We start from the raw sequence: 18,643 nt of genomic DNA, 5'->3' as shown, positions 1-18,643 counted from the left end.
CGCCCTGGCCGCGCTGCCCAAACTGACAGATTTTTCATGCCGTCAGTCGCCTGGGCGGGGCTATGCTGGGCAGCACTGGCCAATGATCTGGAGCCGACCGATGAAAGACCCGCAACCTGCGATCCATCATGCTGCCGCCGACGGCTACAAGGGCGCGGCCGACACCTATGTGCGTGGCCGCCCGGACTACCCGCCGGCACTGGACCAGTGGCTGCGCACAAGCCTGGGCTTGCAGGCCGGCCAGGTGGCGGTCGATCTCGGCGCCGGCACCGGCAAGTTCACCGGGCGCCTGCTGGCGACCGGGGCGCGGGTGATTGCCGTGGAGCCGGTGGCGCAGATGCGCGCCAGGCTCGCCGCCAGCTATCCCCAGGCCGAAACCCTGAGCGGCACCGCCACTGCTATTGCGCTGGCCGACGAATCGGTGGACGCCGTGGTCTGCGCTCAGGCCTTTCACTGGTTCGCCAGCCATGAGGCGTTGAGCGAAATCGCCCGGGTGCTCAAGCCGGGCGGCCGCCTGGGCCTGGTGTGGAACCTGCGCGATGCGCGGGTGCCGTGGGTGCAGCGCCTGGATCGGATCGTCAACGCCCTGCAAGGCGACACGCCGCGCTATTACACCGGGGCCTGGCGCCAGGCCTTTCCCCATCCGAGTTTCACGCCCTTGCAGGAGCAGCACTTTCGCAACAGCCACAGCGGCGCGCCGCAGAACGTGATTTTCGATCGGGTGCGCTCCACCAGCTTTATTGCGGCCTTGCCGGATGCGCAGAGGGCGGAGGTCGACCGGCAGATCGCCGCCTTGATCGCCGAAGAACCGGAGCTGCGGGATAAATGCGTGGTCAGCGTGCCTTACGAAACCGCGGCGTTCTGGGCCCACAAAATCCCCTGATTGCTTTTGCAGGAGAGAGCAGTCCCGGTTTTGGCCGATGCGCTGCCTTACTGCGCGGCACAGGCCCTTGCTATAGTTCGGCCTCATTTTTTTGCCCGGTAAGGAATGCTGCCATGTCCGAATATCAAGCCTTTCGCGTCGAACTTTCTGACAACATCGCCCATGTGCAGATCAACCGGCCGGAAAAGATCAACTCGATGAACGCCGCGTTCTGGAGCGAGATCATCGAGATCTTCCGCTGGATCGACGATACCGACGCGGTCCGCGTGGTGGTGCTGAGCGGTGCCGGCAAGCACTTTTCCTCGGGCATCGACCTGATGATGCTGGCCGGCGTGGCCAACGAACTGGGCAAGGACGTCGGGCGCAACGCGCGCCTGCTGCGGCGCAAGATCCTGCAGCTGCAGGCATCCTTCAATGCCGTCGACAACTGCCGCAAGCCGGTGCTGGCGGCGATCCAGGGCTACTGCCTGGGCGGCGCCATCGACCTGATCGCTGCCTGCGACATGCGCTACGCTGCCGCGGACGCGCAATTCTCGATCAAGGAAATCGATATCGGCATGGCCGCCGATGTCGGCACGTTGCAACGTTTGCCGCGTATCATCGGTGACGGCATGCTGCGCGAACTGGCTTACACTGGGCGCACCTTCGGCGCCGAGGAGGCACGCAGCATCGGCCTGGTCAATCGCACCTACGCCGACAGCGAAAGCCTGCTCGACGGCGTGATGGGCATTGCCTGGGAAATCGCCAGCAAGTCGCCGATCGCCGTCAGCGGTACCAAGGAAATGATCAGCTACATGCGCGACCATCGCATCGACGACGGCCTGGAATACATCGCTACCTGGAACGCCGCCATGCTGCAATCCACCGACCTGCGCGTGGCCATGGCCGCCCATATGAGCAAACAGAAACCTGAATTTCTGGACTGATTGAACATGACTTCACGCTGGACCACCGCAGTACTGGATATCGACCTTCCCGGCGGCTGGGCCGTGGCCCGTGGCCCGCAGGGCTTTCTGTTCGACGACAACGGCGCGCTGTTCCCCCGCGAATGGCTCAAGCGCCAGGACCTGCCGATCCTCGCCGAGCACGGCATCGGCCACCTGGATGGCGAGCCGGTGTACCTGCTGGAGCTCAAGAGCGTTTCCGAGGTGCCGGGCTGCAACTGGAAAGGCCTGCGGGCGTTCATGCTCGACGGCGATCACACCCTGTACAAGGTCCTGGGCTATGCCGCGCAGATCGGCACCTGGGCCCGCGAGCACCGCTTCTGCGGCAACTGCGGCCAACCCATGACCCAGGTGATGCGCGAGCGGGCGATGTACTGCGAGCCCTGCGACCTGCGCAGCTACCCGCGGATTTCGCCGAGCATGATCGTGCTGATCACTCGCGGCGACGAGGTGTTGCTGGCGCGGTCGCCGCGTTTCGTCCCCGGGGTCTACAGCACCCTGGCCGGGTTCGCCGAACCGGGCGAGTCGGCCGAGGACTGCCTGGTGCGCGAGGTGCGTGAAGAGGTGCAGATCGAGGTCAAGAATATCCAGTACATCGGCAGCCAGTGCTGGCCGTTCCCGCATTCGATGATGCTGGGTTTTCATGCCGAGTACGCAGGCGGCGAGATCGTGCCGCAGGAAGACGAGATCGAGGATGCGCAGTGGTTCAACGTGCATGCGTTGCCGCCGCTGCCGGCGTCACGCTCGATTGCCCGTTACCTTATCGATCTGTATGTGGCCCGGCGCCTGGGCTTGGCGGAGCCTGTATTGCCGGGTTGAGCCCCGGCTGGAAGGAAGCCGAAATACAACAGCGCGGGCGAATCCACTGGGTTCGCCCGCTGTCGTTTCAGTGGGTCAAACGGCGCTGAACCAGTGCTGCCAGGCCAGGCGCACGGTCAGGCCCAGGACCACGGTGATGAACACCGGGCGAATGAATTTCGCGCCGCCGCTGATGGCGGTGCGGGCGCCGAAGAAGGCGCCGACCATCAGCGACAGGCCCATGCTCAGGCCGATGGCCCAATCCACCTGGCCGGAGAAAATGAAGATCGACAGCGCCGCCGCGTTGCTGACGAAGTTCATGCTGCGCGCCACGCCGCTGGCCTTGACCAGGTCGATGGGGTAGAGCAGCAGGCTGCTGACGGTCCAGAAGGCGCCAGTGCCGGGGCCGGCCACGCCGTCGTAGAAACCGAGGCTGAAGCCCTGGGTCGATTGCCACTTTTTCTTGATCGGCGCTTCGCTGTCCAGCGGCGCTTTCGGCGTGCCGCCGAACAGCAGGTACACGCCACAGGCGAAGACGATCACCGGCAGCATCTTGTTCAGCCATTCGGCCGGCAGGTAATGGGCCACCACCGCGCCGGTCAGCGCGCCCACCAGGGTGCCGACGATGGCGTGGGTCCATTGCCGCGGGTGGAACAGCTTGCGCCGGTAGAAGGTGAAGCTGGCGGTGGCCGAGCCGAAGGTCGAACTCAGCTTGTTGGTGCCCAGCACCAGGTGCGGCGGCAGGCCGGCGGTGAGCAGCGCCGGGGTGGTGAGCAGGCCGCCGCCGCCGGCAATGGCATCGATAAAACCGGCAATGAAGGCGACGAGGGCCAGAATGGCGAGGGTGGTCAAATCTACGCTGAGTTCGAAAGGCATGGGATCGACTTATTTCGGCGGGGCGCAGAAGAGCTGCGCGAAAGGTCGGTATCTTACCCATAACCTTTCACGACCGCGACCGTCCCCATTCTGTAGGAGCGGCCGGTCGACGCTCCTACGTTGAGGGCGGTGAGGCTGTTATTGGCGCTGCGGCCCGTTGCCGATCTGCCACACGAACGGCGGTTCGCTGCCATTGATCAGCCAATCGCCGACGATGCGCGCCTTGTAGATCACCGGGTTGTGCGACGACAGGGTACGGGCGTTGCGCCAGTGACGATCGAGGGCCTTGCCCTGGCGGATATCCGAAGCGCCCAGGGCATTGAACAGCTCGCTGGTGGCGCGCTGGATCAGCTCGGTGACCACCACCTGGGCCGTGGCCGACTGGATTTCCGCCGCGACATTGGCTGCCCGCTCCGCCTCGTCATTCCCGGCAAAACGTGCCAGGTAGGCCTGCTGCGCCGGTTCCGCCGCGCGCACCGCGCTGGCCTCGGCGGCATACACCAGGGCCGAGATCTCCCCGACCACCTGCTGTACCTGGGCATCCTCGCTGGCCCGGGGCGCGTTGCCGTGGCTGTAGATGCGCTTGCGCGCGCGCACCTCGTGGGCCACATCGCGCACCGCGGCGCGGCCGACGCCCGCCAGTGTCGCCAGCAGCACCAATTGATAGAACGCGGTCTGGTATTTGAAGCGGGTGGCGAAGTCGATAAGGTTCTCGGCCTCCACCTCGGCATCGACAAAGCGCGAGGTGCCGCTGCCCGTGGTGCGCTGGCCGAAGCCGTCCCAGTCGTCGCTCTGTACGATGCCCGGCTGGCGGGTGCGCACCGCGGCGATCACGTCGCCACCGGTGTCGCTGCGCCGGGCGTAGACATCGATCCAGTCGGAGAAAATGCTCCCGGTGCTGTAGAACTTCTCGCCGTTGAGCCGCCACTTGTCGCCGGCCGGCGAGACCTGGGTGATCACCTCGCCAATGGCCACGCTGCCGATCTCGGTCCAGGCGCAACCGACGATGTCGCCCTCGACGAAACGCTTGAACCACAGGTCCCGTGCCGGTCCCGGGGCAGCGTTGAGGCGGTCCTCGGCAAAGGCGAAATGCCCGCGCAAGGCTTGCGGCACGTTGGAGTCGGCCTCGGCCAGTTCGATCAGCAACTGGAACAACTGCGGCAGGGAGGCGCCGCCGCCACCGTATTCCACCGGCACCCGCACCGCGCCAAAACCGGCTTCCTTGAGCCACCCGATCGCCTCGTACGGCAGGCTGCGCGATTGCTCGCGCTCCACCGCGCCAGCGGCGATCCGCTTGAAGATCGGGCGGAAGCGCCCGGCCAGGGCTTCGTAGTCGACGCCTACGGACAATGGATTGATCACCTGGTGTTCGGTCATGGGCACAGCTCCTTGAGTCGGCAGTGAAAGCGTGGGTTGCGCGGAGGGGATTGCACGGTCCGTGCCGGGAGGCGGGTGGCCGTAATCAGCGGGCCGGGCGCAGGGCGGTTGGTCGGTAACTGTTGCCCAGCCAACAGCGCATCAACAAATCGACCTGTTCAGGCGGGTTCGACGGTCTACCTGTAGCCGCTGCCGCAGGCTGCGATCGGCTGCGCAGCAGACGCCGCCTTTGCCGACGCAGGAAGGCCCTTCGGGCCTTTGCGCAGCCTGCGGCAGCGGCTACAGGGCCTCTGGTGCCTGGCGCCTTGTGGCTGGCACGGTTGCTGCTCTGTTCCCCGGACACTTCAGTCGCGAGGACACGCCAATGAGTCAGCAAGCCGTCAAATTTGCCTACTGGGTACCGAACGTCAGCGGCGGGCTGGTGGTCAGCAAGATCGAGCAGCGCACCCACTGGGGCATCGACTACAACCGCAAGCTGGCGCAGCTGGCCGAGGCCGCCGGTTTCGAGTACGCCCTGACCCAGATCCGTTTCACCGCCGGTTACGGCGCCGAGTTCCAGCATGAGTCCGTGGCGTTCAGCCATGCGCTGCTGGCCGCCACCGACAAGCTCAAGGTGATCGCGGCGATCCTGCCCGGCCCCTGGCAACCGGCGCTGGCGGCCAAGCAGCTGGCAACCATCGACCAGCTGACCCATGGTCGGATCGCGGTGAACATCGTCAGCGGCTGGTTCAAGGGCGAGTTCCAGGCCATCGGCGAACACTGGCTGGAGCACGACGAGCGCTATCGGCGTTCCGAAGAGTTCATCCGTTCCCTCAAGGGCATCTGGAGCCAGGACAACTTCAGCTTCCGTGGCGACTTCTATCGCTTCGACAACTACAGCCTCAAGCCCAAGCCGCTGGGTCAGCCGGAAGTGTTCCAGGGCGGCAGCTCCCGCGCCGCGCGGGATATGGCGGCACGCGTCTCCGACTGGTATTTCACCAACGGCAACACGCCGGAAGGCATCAAGGCCCAGGTTGACGACATCCGTGCCAAGGCCGCGGCGAACAAGCATTCGGTGAAGGTCGGGGTCAATGCCTTCGTGATTGCCCGCGACACCGAGGAGGAAGCACACGCGGTGCTGGCCGAGATCATCGACCAGGCCGATCCGGAAGCGGTGAACGCCTTTGGCGACGCGGCGAAACAGGCGGGCAAGGCCTCGCCGGAAGGCGAGGGCAACTGGGCCAAGTCCACTTTCGAGGACCTGGTGCAGTACAACGACGGGTTCAAGACCAACCTGATCGGCACGCCGCAGCAGATCGCCGAGCGCATCGTCGCCTTGAAGGCCGTGGGCGTGGACCTGGTGCTGGCGGGGTTCCTGCATTTCCAGGAAGAGGTGGAGTACTTCGGCAAGCGTGTGTTGCCACTGGTGCGCGAGCTGGAAGCCAAGGCGGCGCTGAAGCGCGAGGATGCCGCGGCTTGAGGTGGACTGTAGGAGCGAAGCTTGCTCGCGATAGCGGTTTAGCGGACACACCGCGTCGCCAGCATCGCGCGCAATCGAGCGTCGACCGGCCGCTCCTACAGAAGAAGGTTACAGGCCCAGGTCGGACAGCCCCGGATGGTCATCCGGGCGCCGGCCCAGCGGCCAGTGGAACTTGCGCTCGCTTTCCTTGATCGGCATGTCGTTGATGCAGGCGTAGCGGTTGGCCATCAGGCCGTGCTCGTCGAACTCCCAGTTCTCGTTGCCGTAGGAGCGGAACCAGTTGCCCGAGTCGTCGTGCCATTCGTAGGCGTAACGCACGGCGATGCGGTTGTCGGTAAAGGCCCAGAGTTCCTTGATCAGGCGATAGTCCAGTTCCTTGGCCCATTTGCGGGTCAGGAATCCCTTGGCTTCTTCGCGGTTGTGGGCGAACTCGGCGCGGTTTCGCCATTGGGTGTCCAGGGTGTAGGCCAGGGACACCCGCTGCGGGTCGCGGGAGTTCCAACCGTCTTCGGCCAGGCGGACCTTTTCAATGGCCGATTCGCGGGTGAAAGGGGGAAGTGGCGGACGAACTTCAGCGTTAGATGACATTTAAAGTCTCCAATGAAAGTTGAGGTTCAGCAGTGTCGAACTTGTTTTAAACGATTACAGGTCCAATAACTTTCGCGCCATGCATTGCGCATTATCGGCGGCACTGCGATCACCCATCACAAGTGCAACGGTAATGGCCCCGTCAATCAGGATCAGCAGCTGTCTGGCTTGCTCCTCCGGATCTTCGGTGCCGGTTTTTTCCGAGGCGTGTTCCTTGCAGAGCTCGAACACGTAGTCGAACAGTTTCTGTTTGTGCGCCCTGGCCACCACCCGTACCGGGTCCTGCGGGTCGCCGGTCTCGCCGCTGGTATTGATGAAGGCGCAGCCGCGAAAGTCCTCCGAGGCGAACCAGCCGCCCAGCACCGTGAACAGGTTGAGCAGGCGCGCGGCCGCGGTCGGGGCCTTGTCCACTTCGCTGCGAAACCAGTGCATCCAGCGCAGGTCGCGGCGTTGCAGGGCGGCCACCACCAGTTCGTCCTTGGTGGTGAAGTAGCGGTAGATGCTCTTTCTGGAGACGCCGGCGGTCTTCACCAGAAGATCCATGCCCGTGGCGGCAATGCCACTTTTATAGATCAACTTTTCGGTGACATCCAGAATGATGTCGCGTGTGTCGTTGCTAGTGATTTCGTTCATGTGGCGTACAGTAGAATGATCGTTCTCCTTGGTCAATAAGTTATTTTCGATCGATGAATTTATTGTCGCGGCCCATCCCGTCACCCGCGCTTGCGCGGCAGGCGCGAGAGGGCAGGCGACAAATCTTCACAGCGCCCCGCAAGACCCGGGCCGGCACCTTGGTGTAAGCTCTTGCGCTCTTTTGGATTCGACCTTCTGCGAGCCCTATGCCGTCGCTTTTCAAACGTTCCCTGCTGCCCAAATTGCGCAGCTTTCCGCTGGCTACCGATGACCTGTCCATCCTCAATGGCGCCGCCGAATTCCGCCGTTGCCTGCTGGAGAAGATCGCCCAGGCCACCCGGCGCATCTATATCGTCGCGCTGTACCTGCAACAGGACGAGGCCGGCCAGGAAGTTCTCGATGCCTTGCACGCCGCCAAGGCCGCGCGTCCGGAGCTGGACGTGGTGGTCGTGGTCGACTGGCTGCGCGCCCAGCGCGGGCTGATCGGCGCCGGCAAGCAGCCGGGCAACTCGGCCTGGTACCAGGAAATGACCCGCACCCACGAAAGCGTAGTGCCGGTGTACGGCGTGCCGGTGCAGACCCGCGAGCTGTTCGGCGTGCTGCACCTGAAGGGTTTCGTGATCGACGATTGCGTGATCTACAGCGGCGCCAGCCTGAACAACGTGTACCTGCACAAGTTCGACAAATACCGCTTCGACCGCTACCACCTGCTGCACAACCGCGACCTGGCCGACTCCATGCAGCACCTGGTCCAGCATGGCCTGGTGGCGTCGCGGGCGGTGCATCGCCTGGACCTGCCGAACCTGCCGACCACCCGCAGCCTGCGCAACGATATCGGCGACCTGCGCAGCCGCCTCAAGCATGCGGCCTACGACACCAGTGCCGGCGGGGTGCTCAAGGACCAGTTGTCGGTCAGCCCGCTGCTCGGGGTGGGCAAGAACAACCCGTTGAGCCGGGTCATCTGCGAACTGATCGCCAGCGCCCAGCAGCAACTGACCATCTGCACGCCGTACTTCAACCTGCCGCTGGCGGTGACCCGGGAAATCAACCGCGCCCTGGCGCGCGGGGTGAAGATCGACATCATCGTCGGCGACAAGACCGCCAACGACTTCTACATTCCGCCGAGCGAGCCGTTCAAGGTCATCGCCGCGCTGCCGTACCTCTACGAGATCAGCCTGCGGCGCTTCGCCAAGCGGCATCAGAAGGCCATCGACAGCGGTCGCCTGAACCTGCACCTGTGGCGCGATGGCGACAACACCTACCACCTCAAGGGCATGTGGGTGGACCAGCGCTACACCTTGCTCACCGGCAACAACCTCAACCCGCGGGCCTTCCGCCTCGACCTGGAAAACGCCTTGTTGCTCGACGACCCCAAGGGCGAGTTGCTGGAACCGCGGCGCCAGGAGCTGGAAACGATCTTCCGCCACACCCGGCGCATCGAGCACTTCCAGCGCCTGGAAACCCTGGTGGACTACCCGGCGGCCGTCGGCAAGTTCCTGCGCCGGGTCAGCCGGGTGCGCATCGAGCGGTTGCTCTACCGCATCCTCTGAGGTCCGCGGCGAACGACCCACGATGGGGGCGTTCTTGCTGGCCCTGAAGCCCCTGCGGGGCTTATCGCAGCCTGCGGCAGCGGCTACACGAAGCCAGGCCCCGATCCTGTAGCCGCTGCCGAGCCTGCGAGGCTGCGATAAGGCCCGCAGGGCCTTCATCGGTCTCGAGATCACCGCGCCCCTTCAGGACGTACGCAGCCTTCGGCAGCGGCTACACGAAGCCAGGCCCCGATCCTGTAGCCGCTGCCGAGCCCGCGAGGCTGCGATAAGGCCCGCAGGGCCTTCATCGGTCTCGAGATCACCGCGCCCCTTCAGGACGTACGCAGCCTTCGGCAGCGGCTACACGAAGCCAGGCCCCGATCCTGTAGCCGCTGCCGAGCCCGCGAGGCTGCGACAAGGCCCGCAGGGCCTTCATCGGTCTCGAGATCGTCGCGCCTCTTCGGGACGTATGCAGCCTGCGGCAGTGGCTACAGCTGTATCAGCGGCCGGATCAGCTGGGGCTTTTCGCCGCCGGCCAGACCGCCACCAACAGCAGCAACAGCGTGGCAATCAGGTAGGGCAGGCGCGGTTCGACGGCGTAGATCAGCGAGCCGGCCAACGGGCCGATCACCACGCCGAATCCCTGGGCCGCGCCAATCGAACCGGCGGTGGCGCCTTGTTCGGAGGCGTCCACGGCGTTGGCCGCCAGGGCGGAGAAGGACGGGAAGATCGCACCCATGCCCGCCGCCGAGACGAAGAACCCCAGCCACAGTCCCCAGGCGCTTTCCACCAGCATGCAGCCGGCAAAACCGCTGGCGGCCAGCAGCGCGCCGGCGCGGATCATCCGCAGCGGCGGCCATTCGAGTTTGCGCACCACCAGTTGCGAGCAGATCAGCGCCACGCCGACCATGGCCAGGGCGATGCCGGCGGCCTGGGCGGCGTCGGCGCTGTCCAGGCCCAGGCGGTCGAGGGCGTAGAAGCTCACGGTGATCTGCGCGATGGACACACAAAGCATGGCGACGAAGGCCACCGCCATGGGCCGGCGTAGCCGTGGGTCGCTCAGGCGTACCGAGCGCGGCGCCTGCTTGAGGTGCAGTTCCTGGCGCGGCAGCTTGTACAGCAGCACCAGGAACGCCGCCAGCGGCAGCACGGCCATGGCGTACAGCGGCAGGCTCAGGCTGACCCGGGCCAGCAGCGCGGCCACGGCCGGCCCCAGCACCAGGCCGACGGCGTTGGCGGCGCCCAGGGTGGCCATGGCGCGGGCCCGATGCTCGGGTTCGACGTTGTCGGCGATCAGGGCAAAGCCGCCCACCGGAATGGCCGCGTAGAACACCCCGATCAGGCCGCGCCCGAGCATCAGGCCGATAAAGGCCAGCCACATGCCCGGCAGCAGGTGCAGCGAGACATCGATGAACAGGCACAGCGCCCAGTAGGCGAGGGTGAAGCCGGCCGTGCCGAGCAGCAGCACCCGACGGCGCCCGAAGCGGTCGCTGGCCTGGCCCCAGGGGCGTGCCAGGAGCATCCAGATCACCCCGGAGACGGTCACCGCCGCGCCGGCCTGCCAGGTGGCCAGGCCGAGCACGCGCACGATCGGGCCGATCAGCGAGACGAAGGCCATCATCGACATGGTGCAGGCCATGTAGGCGAGCATCAGCGGCAGCAGTTTGAACGGCGCGGCGGTCTGCGGCGGTTGGGCCGTGGCAGTGGACATGCAGGGTCTTCCATGAAAGTCGGGAGTGCGCGGGACGTTATAGACAAAACGCGCCCGCGCCCAGGGTTATTGGCGCAGGTGATGGTAGCCCAGCAGGGCAGGTGACGGGGCGAGTCATCGGCACGCCGGCCGGACGCTTGTCTGTAGGAGCGAAGCTTGCTCGCGATAGCCGCGCAGCGGCGGTCGTCAAATTTCACCGCGTTGTCCTGGCGAACTTATCGCGAGCAAGCTTCGCTCCTACGCAAGATCGGGCCGGGTACCCGGAGATCAGTCCAGCCCCAGCTTGCCGCGCAGGGTCGAGAGGTCTTCGGCCAGGGTATTGACCGGGCCCACCAGCGCCTTGCGGTCGTTGTCCTTGACCTTGTCGTAGGTCTCGAAGCCGCCGTCGGCGGTTTTGTACTTGGCCAGGATCTTGTTCACCGTGGCGAAGTTCTTGTCGACCTTGGCGACGAAGGCCGGGTCCTGCTGCTCGATCTGCGCACGGAACAGGTCGACGATTTTCTTCGCCCCGTCGATGTTGCCCTGGAAGTCGTAGAGGTCGGTATGGCTGTAGCGGTCTTCCTCGCCGGAGACCTTGGTCGCGGCCACTTCCTCCAGCAGGGCGGCGGCGCCACCGACGACTTTTTCCGGTGGGAAGGTCAGGCCGGCGACGCGGACCTGCAGGTCCTTGACGTCCTTGTTCAGGCGGTCGGCCAGGGCGTCCAGGCCCTGGGTGGAGTTCTGGGCGAACAACGAATACTCGATGCGGTGGAAGCCAGTGAAGTCCTCGGTCTCGACGCCTTGTTCGTGGTCGTCGACCCGCGAGTCGATGGCCGCGTCGAGGTCGCTGAACAGTTCGGCGATCGGCTCGATCGACTCGTAGTACACCCGGGTCGGTGCGTAGAGTTTTTTAGCCGTAGCCAAATCACCTTTCTTCACCGCGTCGGTAAAGGCCTGGGTGTGGCTCGCCAGCTCGTCGAGCTGCTCGGTGACGTAGATCTTGTAGTCGGAAATCGGCCCCACCAGCTCCAGCGGCGAGGTGGCAGCAACCGCCGACAGCGGAACATGCAGCAGGCCAAGGGTCAGCAACACAGCGAGGGGCGACTTTTTCATGGGACGTTTCCGTGGGGGGATGGAGGGTGGTCAGGCACGGGTTTTCGCTTGGGTGGCCTCGAGCAGCGTGCGGCCGAGGAAGTCCTGCTCGCCGCTGACGCCGGGCAGTGTGAAGAAATAACCGCCGCCCACCGGCTTGAGGTATTCCTCCAGGGGCTCGCCGTTGAGGCGGGTCTGCACCGCGATGAAGCCTTGCTCCAGGTCGGCCTGGTAGCAGATGAACAACAGGCCCATGTCCAGCTGGCCGTTCTTGTTCACCCCGTTGGAGTAGTTGAACGGCCGGCGCAGGATCAGATTGCGCTGGGTCTCGGCGGTGCGCGGGTTGGCCAGGCGGATGTGGGCGTCGAGCCTGGTCAGCTGGCCGTGCGGGTCCTTGCGGTAGTCCGGCACCTGGTGTTCCTGCTGGCCGTCCATGGGCGCGCCCGAGGCCTTGACCCGGCCGATGATGCTTTGCTGTTCCTGCAAGGGCGTGCGGTCCCAGCGTTCGACGAAGTTGCGGATGATGCGCACCGCCTGATAGCTGCCGTGGGCGGTCCAGGCCGGTTCGTCGCCGTCTGGCTGGACCCAGACGATCCGCTCCATGGCCTTGCGGTCGTTGGAGTCGGGGTTGGCCGAGCCGTCGCGAAAACCGAGGAAGTTGCGCGCGCTCTGCGCCGGCTCGCCAGGACGCGCCGGGGCCTGGGGCGGCACGCTGCCTTCCTGCTTCCAGCGCACCAGCAGCAGGTCCGGGAGGTTTTTCACGATGTCGCGCAGGGCGTGGATATTGGTGTCGGCGGTGTTGGCGCAGAACTGCAGGCTCAGGTCGCCGTGGCAGCAGTCGGGCTCCAGCGCATCGTTGGGGAAGCCGACCATGCGTATCAGGCGCTTTGGCTTGGCCGCGGCCAGGCCGAAGCGCTCGTCGAACAGCGAGGCGCCCACCGAGACGGTGATGGTCAGGTTGTCCGGGGTCACCACCGGGCCGAGGATGCCCGAGTCCAGCGGCGGCAGTTTCGGATCGACTTGACGCACCGGGCCGCCGGTCATCAGGAAGCGGATGCGCTGGTCGAGGGTACGCAGCAGCCGCTCCAGGTCTTCGCGGTCGCTGGCCAGCACGTCGAACGCCACCAACATGCCGGCCGCCGGACGCGGGGTGACGATGCCGCTTTGGTGCTGGCCATGGAAGTCGTGGCGGTCCTGGGTCTGGTCGCTGCTCGGTGCTTGCGTGACCTGGGCGGCGGCTTTCCCGGTCTGGGCTGCTAGCGCCGGGCAGCTCAGGCTGCTGCCGGCCAGAGCCACACCGGCGGCGCCCATGCCCAGCAGCACGCGACGGCGTTGGGCGGAGAAATCTGGATTGGAAGCGTCTGAATCGTTCATCGGGCGGAGGTCTTCTGCTTACAGGCCGGAGAGGCCAAGGACGGGATCGATTCCATCGAGTGCATCGGCCAGAACCTTGGCCTGGTCGGCGATCCGCTTGCGCTGATCGGCGCCGACACTGTCGTAGGAGGCATAGCCCTCGGCGCTGCGCAAGGCGCTGTACTGGCTGTCGAGGGCGCCGAGGGCGCTGTCGATCTGCGCCAGCAGCGGGGTGGCGGGCTTGGCCAGCAAGGGTCGCAGCAGGTCGACGACCTTGCGCGTGGTTTCCAGGTTGGCGGCAAAGCCGTTGAGGTCGCTGTGGCTGTAGCGTTCTTCCTCGCCGCTGGCGGCGCGCACCTCGGCGATGCTGCGCTGGGTGCGCGCGACCAGGCTGACCAGTTGCTCCGGTGGCAGCGACTGGGCCAGCAGTTGTTGCTTGAGCGTGGTGACATCGCTGAGCAGGCGCTGGGCGATCGGCGCCAGGCCACTCAGGTCGCGTTGCTGGAACAGCGCGTATTCGAGGCGGTGGAAGCCGACGAAAGCGGGGTCCTGCTCGCGTTTTTCGAAGTAGTCGGCGCGGGCGTTGATGCTGTTGTCCAGTTCGCCCAGGCGCTGGGCGGCCGGAGCAAGACGCTGGTAGGCCGCGCGGGCCGGCGGGTACAAGGCCTGGGCCTGGGCCAGGTCGCCGGCCTGGATGGCGTGCTCCAGCTCGCTCACGGCCTTGATCAGGGCTGTGCCTTGGCTGCTCAGGTAGACCCTGAACTCCGACAGCGGACCGATAAAGGCGACCATCGACGGTCGGGCCTTGGCCTGGGCGTCGGACTCGGCCGTCGGGGTCACATGCAGGGTGCCGCGCGGGTTGCTCAGCAGGCCGCAGGTGATGGCGTAGTCGCCGGGCTGCAGCCTGGCGTTGATCACCTGGCTCAGGCCCGGCGCGATGTTTTCCCGTTCTTCGACCACCAGCACGCCGTCGAGGATTTCCCATTCCACGGCGCGGTCCGAACGGTTGACGATACGAAAGCTCGCTGGCCCGGCCGGCACGCTCAGGGCGTTCGGCTCGCAGCTGCGGGGGTGGATGGTCACGGTGATTTCGTCCTGGTGCGCCTGGCGCTTGCTGGCGGCCAGCTGCGAGGCGTAATAGAACAGCCCGCCGGCGGCGATCATCACCATCACGGAGCCCGCGAGTGCCCAGCGCAGGACGCTCGGTGTCGGGGGCTGTGGGGAGGCTTGCTGGGTCATGGAAAGGCCTTACTGGCTGGAAACGGAAGACGATGGGCTGGCGGCGGGTGCCGCGCCGGGCATGAAGAACAGCACCAGGGTCACCAGCAGGTAGATCAGATAGGCGCCCAGGGTGCTGACGGTCGGCGCGTCCTGGTAACCGAACATGCCGGCCAGCACCGAACCCAGCGGGCCGTCCATCGGCAGGCTGGCGCTGAAGTCGAACAGCACCGTCTGCAGGTGGTTCCAGACCCCGGCTTCATGCAGGGCCTGCACCGAGTTGGCGAGGATGCCGGCGGCCACCACCAGGATGAACAGGCCGGTCCAGCGGAAGAACGCGCTGAGGTTCAGGCGCATGCTGCCGCTGTAGATCAGCCAACCGACAATGATCGCCACTACCAGGCCGAGCAGGGCGCCGATGGGCGCAGTGGGGCCTTGGCTCTGCTGGAACACCGCGAGGAGGAAGAACACGGTTTCCAGGCCTTCGCGGGCCACGGCGAAGAACACCATGGCGATCAGCGCCGTGACCTGGTGCCGGGAGCCGATCAGCGCCTGGTCCAGCGAGGCTTGCAGGGAGTGCTTGAGCGAACGCGCGACCTTGCGCATCCAGAACACCATGGAACTGAGGATACCCACGGCCACCAGGCCGACGATGCCTTCGAAGAGTTCCTGCTGCTTTTGCGGAAACTCGGCGCTCATCAGCTCCAGGCCGCCCCCCACCAGCAGCGCCAGGGCCGCGGCGAGAAACACTCCGATCCACACGGCCGGCATCCACTGGCCGCGCCCGGTCTGTTGCAGGTAACTGGCGATGATGCCAACGATGAGCGTGGCTTCGATCCCTTCGCGCAGCATGATCAGAAATGGAACGAGCATTCAGCACCGGCGGGGAGATAGATAGGGAGCTAAGTTGTAACATAATGATACGTATTCACAAATGGCTATGATTGCTATTTGCTGAACGTGAGCTGAACGGAGCGCGTTTCGCGGGGCGCGTGTTTGTGTCTGTAGGAGCGAGCGGGCGGCGATCCGACTTGCCCGCGATAGCCACGCCGCACAATGCCTGACACACCGCAGTGCCTGCATCGCGGGCAAGCCTCGCTCCTACGAAGGGTGCGGCGGTGTTTGTGGGGTCAGGCCAGGTTCTGTTCGGTCAGGCGCTGCACGGCCAGGCGTCGGTAGTGGGAAGGGGTCATGCCCTTGAGTTGCTGGAAGCGCCGGTTGAAGTTGGAAATGTTGTTGAAGCCGGACTCGAAGCACACGTCGGTCACCGGCTTGTCGCCGTCGGCCAGCAACTCGCAGGATTTGCTGATGCGCAGGCGGTTGACGAACTCGACGAAGCAGCGGCCGGTGGCCTGCTTGAACACCCGGGAGAAGTAGGTGGGTTTCATGCCCAGATAGTCGGCGACTTCTTCCAGCGGCAGTTCGCGGGCGTAGTGGGCGAAGATGTAGTCCACCGCGCGGTTGGTGCGGTCGACGTTGTGCTCGTCGGCCAGTTGCACGTTGGTGGCGCCGGACAGCAACTGGTAATCGTCACAGGCGGCCAGCAGTTCCAGCAGGATGAAAAAGTGCCCGAGGCGGGTGATGCCGCTGGAGTCGGCGATGCGCTGCATCAGGTCCATGGCCTGGGCGATGGTGCGCTTGCAGCGAAACTCGATGCCGTACTGCGCGCGCTCCAGCAGCGGCGTCAGGCTCTTGAGTTCGGCGAACACCTGATAGCCGCTTTCGAACAGCTCGTCGGTGAAGTTCACCAGCATGTCGCGCTTGGCCACCACTTCGTCCTCGGCCACCTGGCTGATCCAGTTGTGGGGCAGGTTGGGGCCGGTGAGGAACAGCGATTCGGGGTGGAAGTTGCCGATGTAGTCGCCGATGAACACCTTGCCGGAGCTGGCGACGATCAGGTGCAGCTCGTATTCCTTGTGGAAGTGCCAGCGCACCAGGGGGCAGGGGAAGCCGTGCTGGCGATAGATGATCGACAGGCCGTTATGGTCGTCCATCAATTCGTAGGAAGGGTCGGTGACTCTCGCTGATCGGCTCATGGCGCTGCGCTTTTTATCATTGTTGCGCCTGATCATGCCTCCTTCAAACCCTCAGCACCAGTGCCGGCCGTTACACCTGTAGCCGCTGGCGCAGCCTGCGATAAGGTCCGCAGGACCTTCAGGGCCCGCAAGAGCGGCGCCCCCTTCGGGGTCGATCGCAGCCTGCGCCAGCGGCTACAGGGTCGGCTGTCGCCTGGACGTCCGGGGATCGGCGGGCGTGCCTCAGGCCAGGCGGTTTTTCGCTTCGATCCACTGCGCCATGTACTGGGTGCTCTTGTGGTGATGGTGACGCAGCATGCCGCCGGTGAAGTTGTCGCGGCGCAGTTGCGCCAGGTTCGCCCGGCAGTGCAGCAGGCGCTCGATCAGGGCCGGGCCGTGGACCTGTTGCCGATAGCGCGCAAGCAACAGTTGGCGCCCCTGTTCCTGGGCCGCGCTCCACAGCGCCTGGTCCTGGTACAGGCGCACCGCCGCTGCGGCGATGGCGCTGGCCGACTCGGCCACCGCTCCCGGCCAGGGCGCGTCACCGTGCATGGCTTCGGCGCCGACCGGGGTGGTGACGCTCGGCGTGCCACAAAGCATGGCGTCCAGCAGCTTGCCCTTGATGCCCGCGCCGAAGCGTAGCGGCGCCAGGCAGATTCGCGCGGCGGACATGACTTGCAAGGCATCCTCGGCCCAGTTCATCACCAGGAAACCCTGGGCCGGGTTGTGCAGGGCCGCGGCCTTGGGCGGGGTGTAGGCGCCATAGAGATGCAACTGCGCGCCCGGCAGCTGCTGGCGGATCAGCGGCCACACGGTGTTCTTCATCCACAGCACCGCGTCCCAGTTCGGCGCGTGGCGGAAGTTGCCGATGCTCAGGAAGTGCGCCCGTTCGGCGAAGGGCACATAGCTGTGCGGCATGTGCTCGGGCATCAGCGGGCACCAGTGCAGCAAGGCCGGCGGCAAACCGAATTGCTTGACCAGCAACTCGATCTCGAACTCGGAGATCATCAGGCTCAGGTCGCAGCGGTACAGCGCGGCGATTTCGCGCCGGGCCTGGTCGGTGTCGGCCATGGCGGCGAACTCCTGAGCGGCGGCGGGGGCGAACAGGGCGCTGAAGTCATCGTTGTCGTCGCTGGCCTTGAGGCGCTCCTTGAGGCGCTGATGGCGGGCGTGGCGCAGGCTCTGCAGGTCGGAGGTCTCGAGCACGCGCAGCGCGCCGGGGCACTGCTGCTCGACGCGCCAGCCGAACTGTTCCTCCATCATGAACTGGTCGAACAGCACGATATCCGGCGCCAGTTCGGCGATGAAACGGTCAAAACTGCTGTTGTTCAGTTCGATCGGGCACTCGCGGATGCCCAGGGCGCTCAGGTCTTCCTTGTGCTCGCCGGGGTTGGCCGGGCTGCTGAAGGTGATGTCCCAGCCTTGCCCGAGCAAGACCTGGAGGATCTGCATCAGGTGCCCGCTGGCCGCCGATGAGCGGGGTTCGGGCCAGACATAACCAATGACCAGGACTTTGGTGGCGGCGGTCGGACTCATGAGTGGGTATTCCTGAAAAACGCGGGGGTGTCTGCGGGGGGCGCCATTAAACCACAGCAGGGCGCTGGCGCGGCCGCCCTGGCGCCCATGGCCGAGGCGCTCGTCGGGTCGGCGCGGGTTACCGAGGGTTCAGCCGAGGATGGCGCGGACCTTGTCGCGCAACTGGTCGATGGAGAAGGGCTTGCCGATCACCGCCATGCCGGCGGGCACCTCGATGTTTTCCGCGTAGCCGCTGGCGAACAGTACCGGCAACTCCGGGCGCAAGGCGCGGGCGCTGGCCGCCAGTTCCTTGCCGTCCATGCCGGGCAGGCCGACGTCGGTCATCATCAGGTCGATCCGCAGCGCGCGGTCCTGCAACCGAGCCAGGGCCTCTTCGCTGCCTGCGGCTTCCAGTACCTTGAATTCCAGCTCTTCCAGCACATCGACAATCAGCATGCGCACGATGGCATCGTCTTCGACGACCAGGATGGTGGAATCGGTGGGGGGCATGGCAAGGCTCTCGAAAAAATGGAAAAAAAAGACGGCAGCGGAAAAAAGTGCTTGTCTCTTGCATCAGTAAATAGCGCGCAATGACAAGTTCCCAAAGCTGTACAAAAAAGTAATCCTGTACAAGCTGTGCCAGAATAACCTGTCTGATCGAGGGTGGGCAGTG

The 18,643-nt window shown here is 65.3% G+C and carries 17 protein-coding genes; 5 read left to right on the top strand and 12 right to left on the bottom strand.

Annotated features, from left to right (window positions below; all coding sequences use genetic code 11):
- Positions 1-100: 100 nt before the first annotated feature.
- The 3 genes from C4K27_RS17385 to nudC all read left to right on the top strand — a co-directional run bounded on the left by C4K27_RS17385 (position 101) and on the right by nudC (position 2,646).
- Entirely contained in the window at positions 101-883 is a 783-nt protein-coding gene (locus C4K27_RS17385; protein ID WP_053261445.1) for a class I SAM-dependent methyltransferase, read from the top strand.
- A 113-nt stretch (positions 884-996) separates the two neighbouring features.
- Entirely contained in the window at positions 997-1,809 is an 813-nt protein-coding gene (locus C4K27_RS17380; protein ID WP_053261444.1) for a crotonase/enoyl-CoA hydratase family protein, read from the top strand.
- A 6-nt stretch (positions 1,810-1,815) separates the two neighbouring features.
- A complete protein-coding gene (nudC, locus tag C4K27_RS17375) occupies positions 1,816-2,646 on the top strand; it encodes an NAD(+) diphosphatase (RefSeq protein ID WP_009049279.1) in 831 nt (276 codons plus the stop codon).
- Positions 2,647-2,721: 75 nt separating this feature from the next.
- Here the strand turns inward: nudC and C4K27_RS17370 are convergent, their stop codons facing one another.
- Both C4K27_RS17370 and C4K27_RS17365 read right to left on the bottom strand, forming a co-directional pair.
- Complete coding sequence (locus C4K27_RS17370; RefSeq protein WP_009044159.1) at positions 2,722-3,501, bottom strand: TSUP family transporter; 780 nt, start codon at positions 3,499-3,501, stop codon at positions 2,722-2,724.
- Positions 3,502-3,639: 138 nt separating this feature from the next.
- Positions 3,640-4,878: an acyl-CoA dehydrogenase family protein gene (locus C4K27_RS17365; RefSeq protein WP_053261443.1), complete on the bottom strand. Its 1,239-nt coding sequence runs from the start codon at positions 4,876-4,878 to the stop codon at positions 3,640-3,642.
- Between the two features lie 364 nt (positions 4,879-5,242).
- On the opposite strand from C4K27_RS17365, the gene sfnG reads away from it, so the two are divergent.
- Entirely contained in the window at positions 5,243-6,337 is a 1,095-nt protein-coding gene (gene sfnG, locus C4K27_RS17360; RefSeq protein WP_053261442.1) for a dimethylsulfone monooxygenase SfnG, read from the top strand.
- A 108-nt stretch (positions 6,338-6,445) separates the two neighbouring features.
- Here sfnG and C4K27_RS17355 read toward each other — a convergent pair whose 3' ends face one another.
- Positions 6,446-6,925, bottom strand: coding sequence for a nuclear transport factor 2 family protein (locus C4K27_RS17355; protein WP_053261441.1), 480 nt, complete (start codon positions 6,923-6,925; stop codon positions 6,446-6,448).
- Between the two features lie 54 nt (positions 6,926-6,979).
- A complete protein-coding gene (locus C4K27_RS17350) occupies positions 6,980-7,558 on the bottom strand; it encodes a TetR/AcrR family transcriptional regulator (protein ID WP_053261440.1) in 579 nt (192 codons plus the stop codon).
- A 206-nt stretch (positions 7,559-7,764) separates the two neighbouring features.
- Here C4K27_RS17350 and pssA point away from each other — a divergent pair, with 206 nt between their 5' ends.
- Entirely contained in the window at positions 7,765-9,108 is a 1,344-nt protein-coding gene (gene pssA / locus C4K27_RS17345; protein ID WP_053261439.1) for a CDP-diacylglycerol--serine O-phosphatidyltransferase, read from the top strand.
- A 490-nt stretch (positions 9,109-9,598) separates the two neighbouring features.
- Here pssA and C4K27_RS17340 read toward each other — a convergent pair whose 3' ends face one another.
- The 8 genes from C4K27_RS17340 to C4K27_RS17305 form a co-directional block, all read right to left on the bottom strand.
- Positions 9,599-10,798 carry an MFS transporter gene (locus C4K27_RS17340; protein WP_053261438.1) on the bottom strand — a complete coding sequence of 400 codons (1,200 nt, stop codon included), beginning with the start codon at positions 10,796-10,798 and terminating at the stop codon, positions 9,599-9,601.
- A 267-nt stretch (positions 10,799-11,065) separates the two neighbouring features.
- Positions 11,066-11,890, bottom strand: a complete 825-nt coding sequence (gene efeO / locus C4K27_RS17335) for an iron uptake system protein EfeO (RefSeq protein ID WP_053261437.1) — start codon at positions 11,888-11,890, stop codon at positions 11,066-11,068.
- A 30-nt stretch (positions 11,891-11,920) separates the two neighbouring features.
- Positions 11,921-13,243 carry an iron uptake transporter deferrochelatase/peroxidase subunit gene (efeB, locus tag C4K27_RS17330; protein WP_053261436.1) on the bottom strand — a complete coding sequence of 441 codons (1,323 nt, stop codon included), beginning with the start codon at positions 13,241-13,243 and terminating at the stop codon, positions 11,921-11,923.
- Between the two features lie 18 nt (positions 13,244-13,261).
- A complete protein-coding gene (efeO, locus tag C4K27_RS17325) occupies positions 13,262-14,461 on the bottom strand; it encodes an iron uptake system protein EfeO (protein ID WP_053261435.1) in 1,200 nt (399 codons plus the stop codon).
- Between the two features lie 9 nt (positions 14,462-14,470).
- Positions 14,471-15,313, bottom strand: coding sequence for an iron uptake transporter permease EfeU (gene efeU / locus C4K27_RS17320; protein ID WP_053261434.1), 843 nt, complete (start codon positions 15,311-15,313; stop codon positions 14,471-14,473).
- A gap of 257 nt (positions 15,314-15,570) precedes the next feature.
- A complete protein-coding gene (locus C4K27_RS17315; protein WP_053261601.1) occupies positions 15,571-16,476 on the bottom strand; it encodes an AraC family transcriptional regulator in 906 nt (301 codons plus the stop codon).
- Positions 16,477-16,698: 222 nt separating this feature from the next.
- Complete coding sequence (locus tag C4K27_RS17310) at positions 16,699-17,991, bottom strand: glycosyltransferase (protein WP_053261433.1); 1,293 nt, start codon at positions 17,989-17,991, stop codon at positions 16,699-16,701.
- A gap of 129 nt (positions 17,992-18,120) precedes the next feature.
- Entirely contained in the window at positions 18,121-18,480 is a 360-nt protein-coding gene (locus C4K27_RS17305; protein ID WP_053261432.1) for a response regulator, read from the bottom strand.
- Positions 18,481-18,643 lie beyond the last annotated feature (163 nt).

Source organism: Pseudomonas chlororaphis subsp. chlororaphis (genome assembly GCF_003945765.1).
Taxonomy (GTDB): domain Bacteria; phylum Pseudomonadota; class Gammaproteobacteria; order Pseudomonadales; family Pseudomonadaceae; genus Aquipseudomonas; species Aquipseudomonas chlororaphis.
The sequence above is the reverse complement of the archived record's forward strand: the minus strand, read 5'-3'. Positions and strand labels throughout refer to the sequence as shown.

Bases quoted from the DNA above. Each gene is read 5' to 3' on its own strand.
- C4K27_RS17385 (WP_053261445.1), top strand. From the start codon at position 101: ATGAAAGACCCGCAACCTGCGATCCATCATGCTGCCGCCGACGGCTAC.
- C4K27_RS17380 (WP_053261444.1), top strand. From the start codon at position 997: ATGTCCGAATATCAAGCCTTTCGCGTCGAACTTTCTGACAACATCGCC.
- nudC (WP_009049279.1), top strand. From the start codon at position 1,816: ATGACTTCACGCTGGACCACCGCAGTACTGGATATCGACCTTCCCGGC.
- C4K27_RS17370 (WP_009044159.1), bottom strand. From the start codon at position 3,501: ATGCCTTTCGAACTCAGCGTAGATTTGACCACCCTCGCCATTCTGGCC.
- C4K27_RS17365 (WP_053261443.1), bottom strand. From the start codon at position 4,878: ATGACCGAACACCAGGTGATCAATCCATTGTCCGTAGGCGTCGACTAC.
- sfnG (WP_053261442.1), top strand. From the start codon at position 5,243: ATGAGTCAGCAAGCCGTCAAATTTGCCTACTGGGTACCGAACGTCAGC.
- C4K27_RS17355 (WP_053261441.1), bottom strand. From the start codon at position 6,925: ATGTCATCTAACGCTGAAGTTCGTCCGCCACTTCCCCCTTTCACCCGC.
- C4K27_RS17350 (WP_053261440.1), bottom strand. From the start codon at position 7,558: ATGAACGAAATCACTAGCAACGACACACGCGACATCATTCTGGATGTC.
- pssA (WP_053261439.1), top strand. From the start codon at position 7,765: ATGCCGTCGCTTTTCAAACGTTCCCTGCTGCCCAAATTGCGCAGCTTT.
- C4K27_RS17340 (WP_053261438.1), bottom strand. From the start codon at position 10,798: ATGTCCACTGCCACGGCCCAACCGCCGCAGACCGCCGCGCCGTTCAAA.
- efeO (WP_053261437.1), bottom strand. From the start codon at position 11,890: ATGAAAAAGTCGCCCCTCGCTGTGTTGCTGACCCTTGGCCTGCTGCAT.
- efeB (WP_053261436.1), bottom strand. From the start codon at position 13,243: ATGAACGATTCAGACGCTTCCAATCCAGATTTCTCCGCCCAACGCCGT.
- efeO (WP_053261435.1), bottom strand. From the start codon at position 14,461: ATGACCCAGCAAGCCTCCCCACAGCCCCCGACACCGAGCGTCCTGCGC.
- efeU (WP_053261434.1), bottom strand. From the start codon at position 15,313: ATGCTCGTTCCATTTCTGATCATGCTGCGCGAAGGGATCGAAGCCACG.
- C4K27_RS17315 (WP_053261601.1), bottom strand. From the start codon at position 16,476: ATGAGCCGATCAGCGAGAGTCACCGACCCTTCCTACGAATTGATGGAC.
- C4K27_RS17310 (WP_053261433.1), bottom strand. From the start codon at position 17,991: ATGAGTCCGACCGCCGCCACCAAAGTCCTGGTCATTGGTTATGTCTGG.
- C4K27_RS17305 (WP_053261432.1), bottom strand. From the start codon at position 18,480: ATGCCCCCCACCGATTCCACCATCCTGGTCGTCGAAGACGATGCCATC.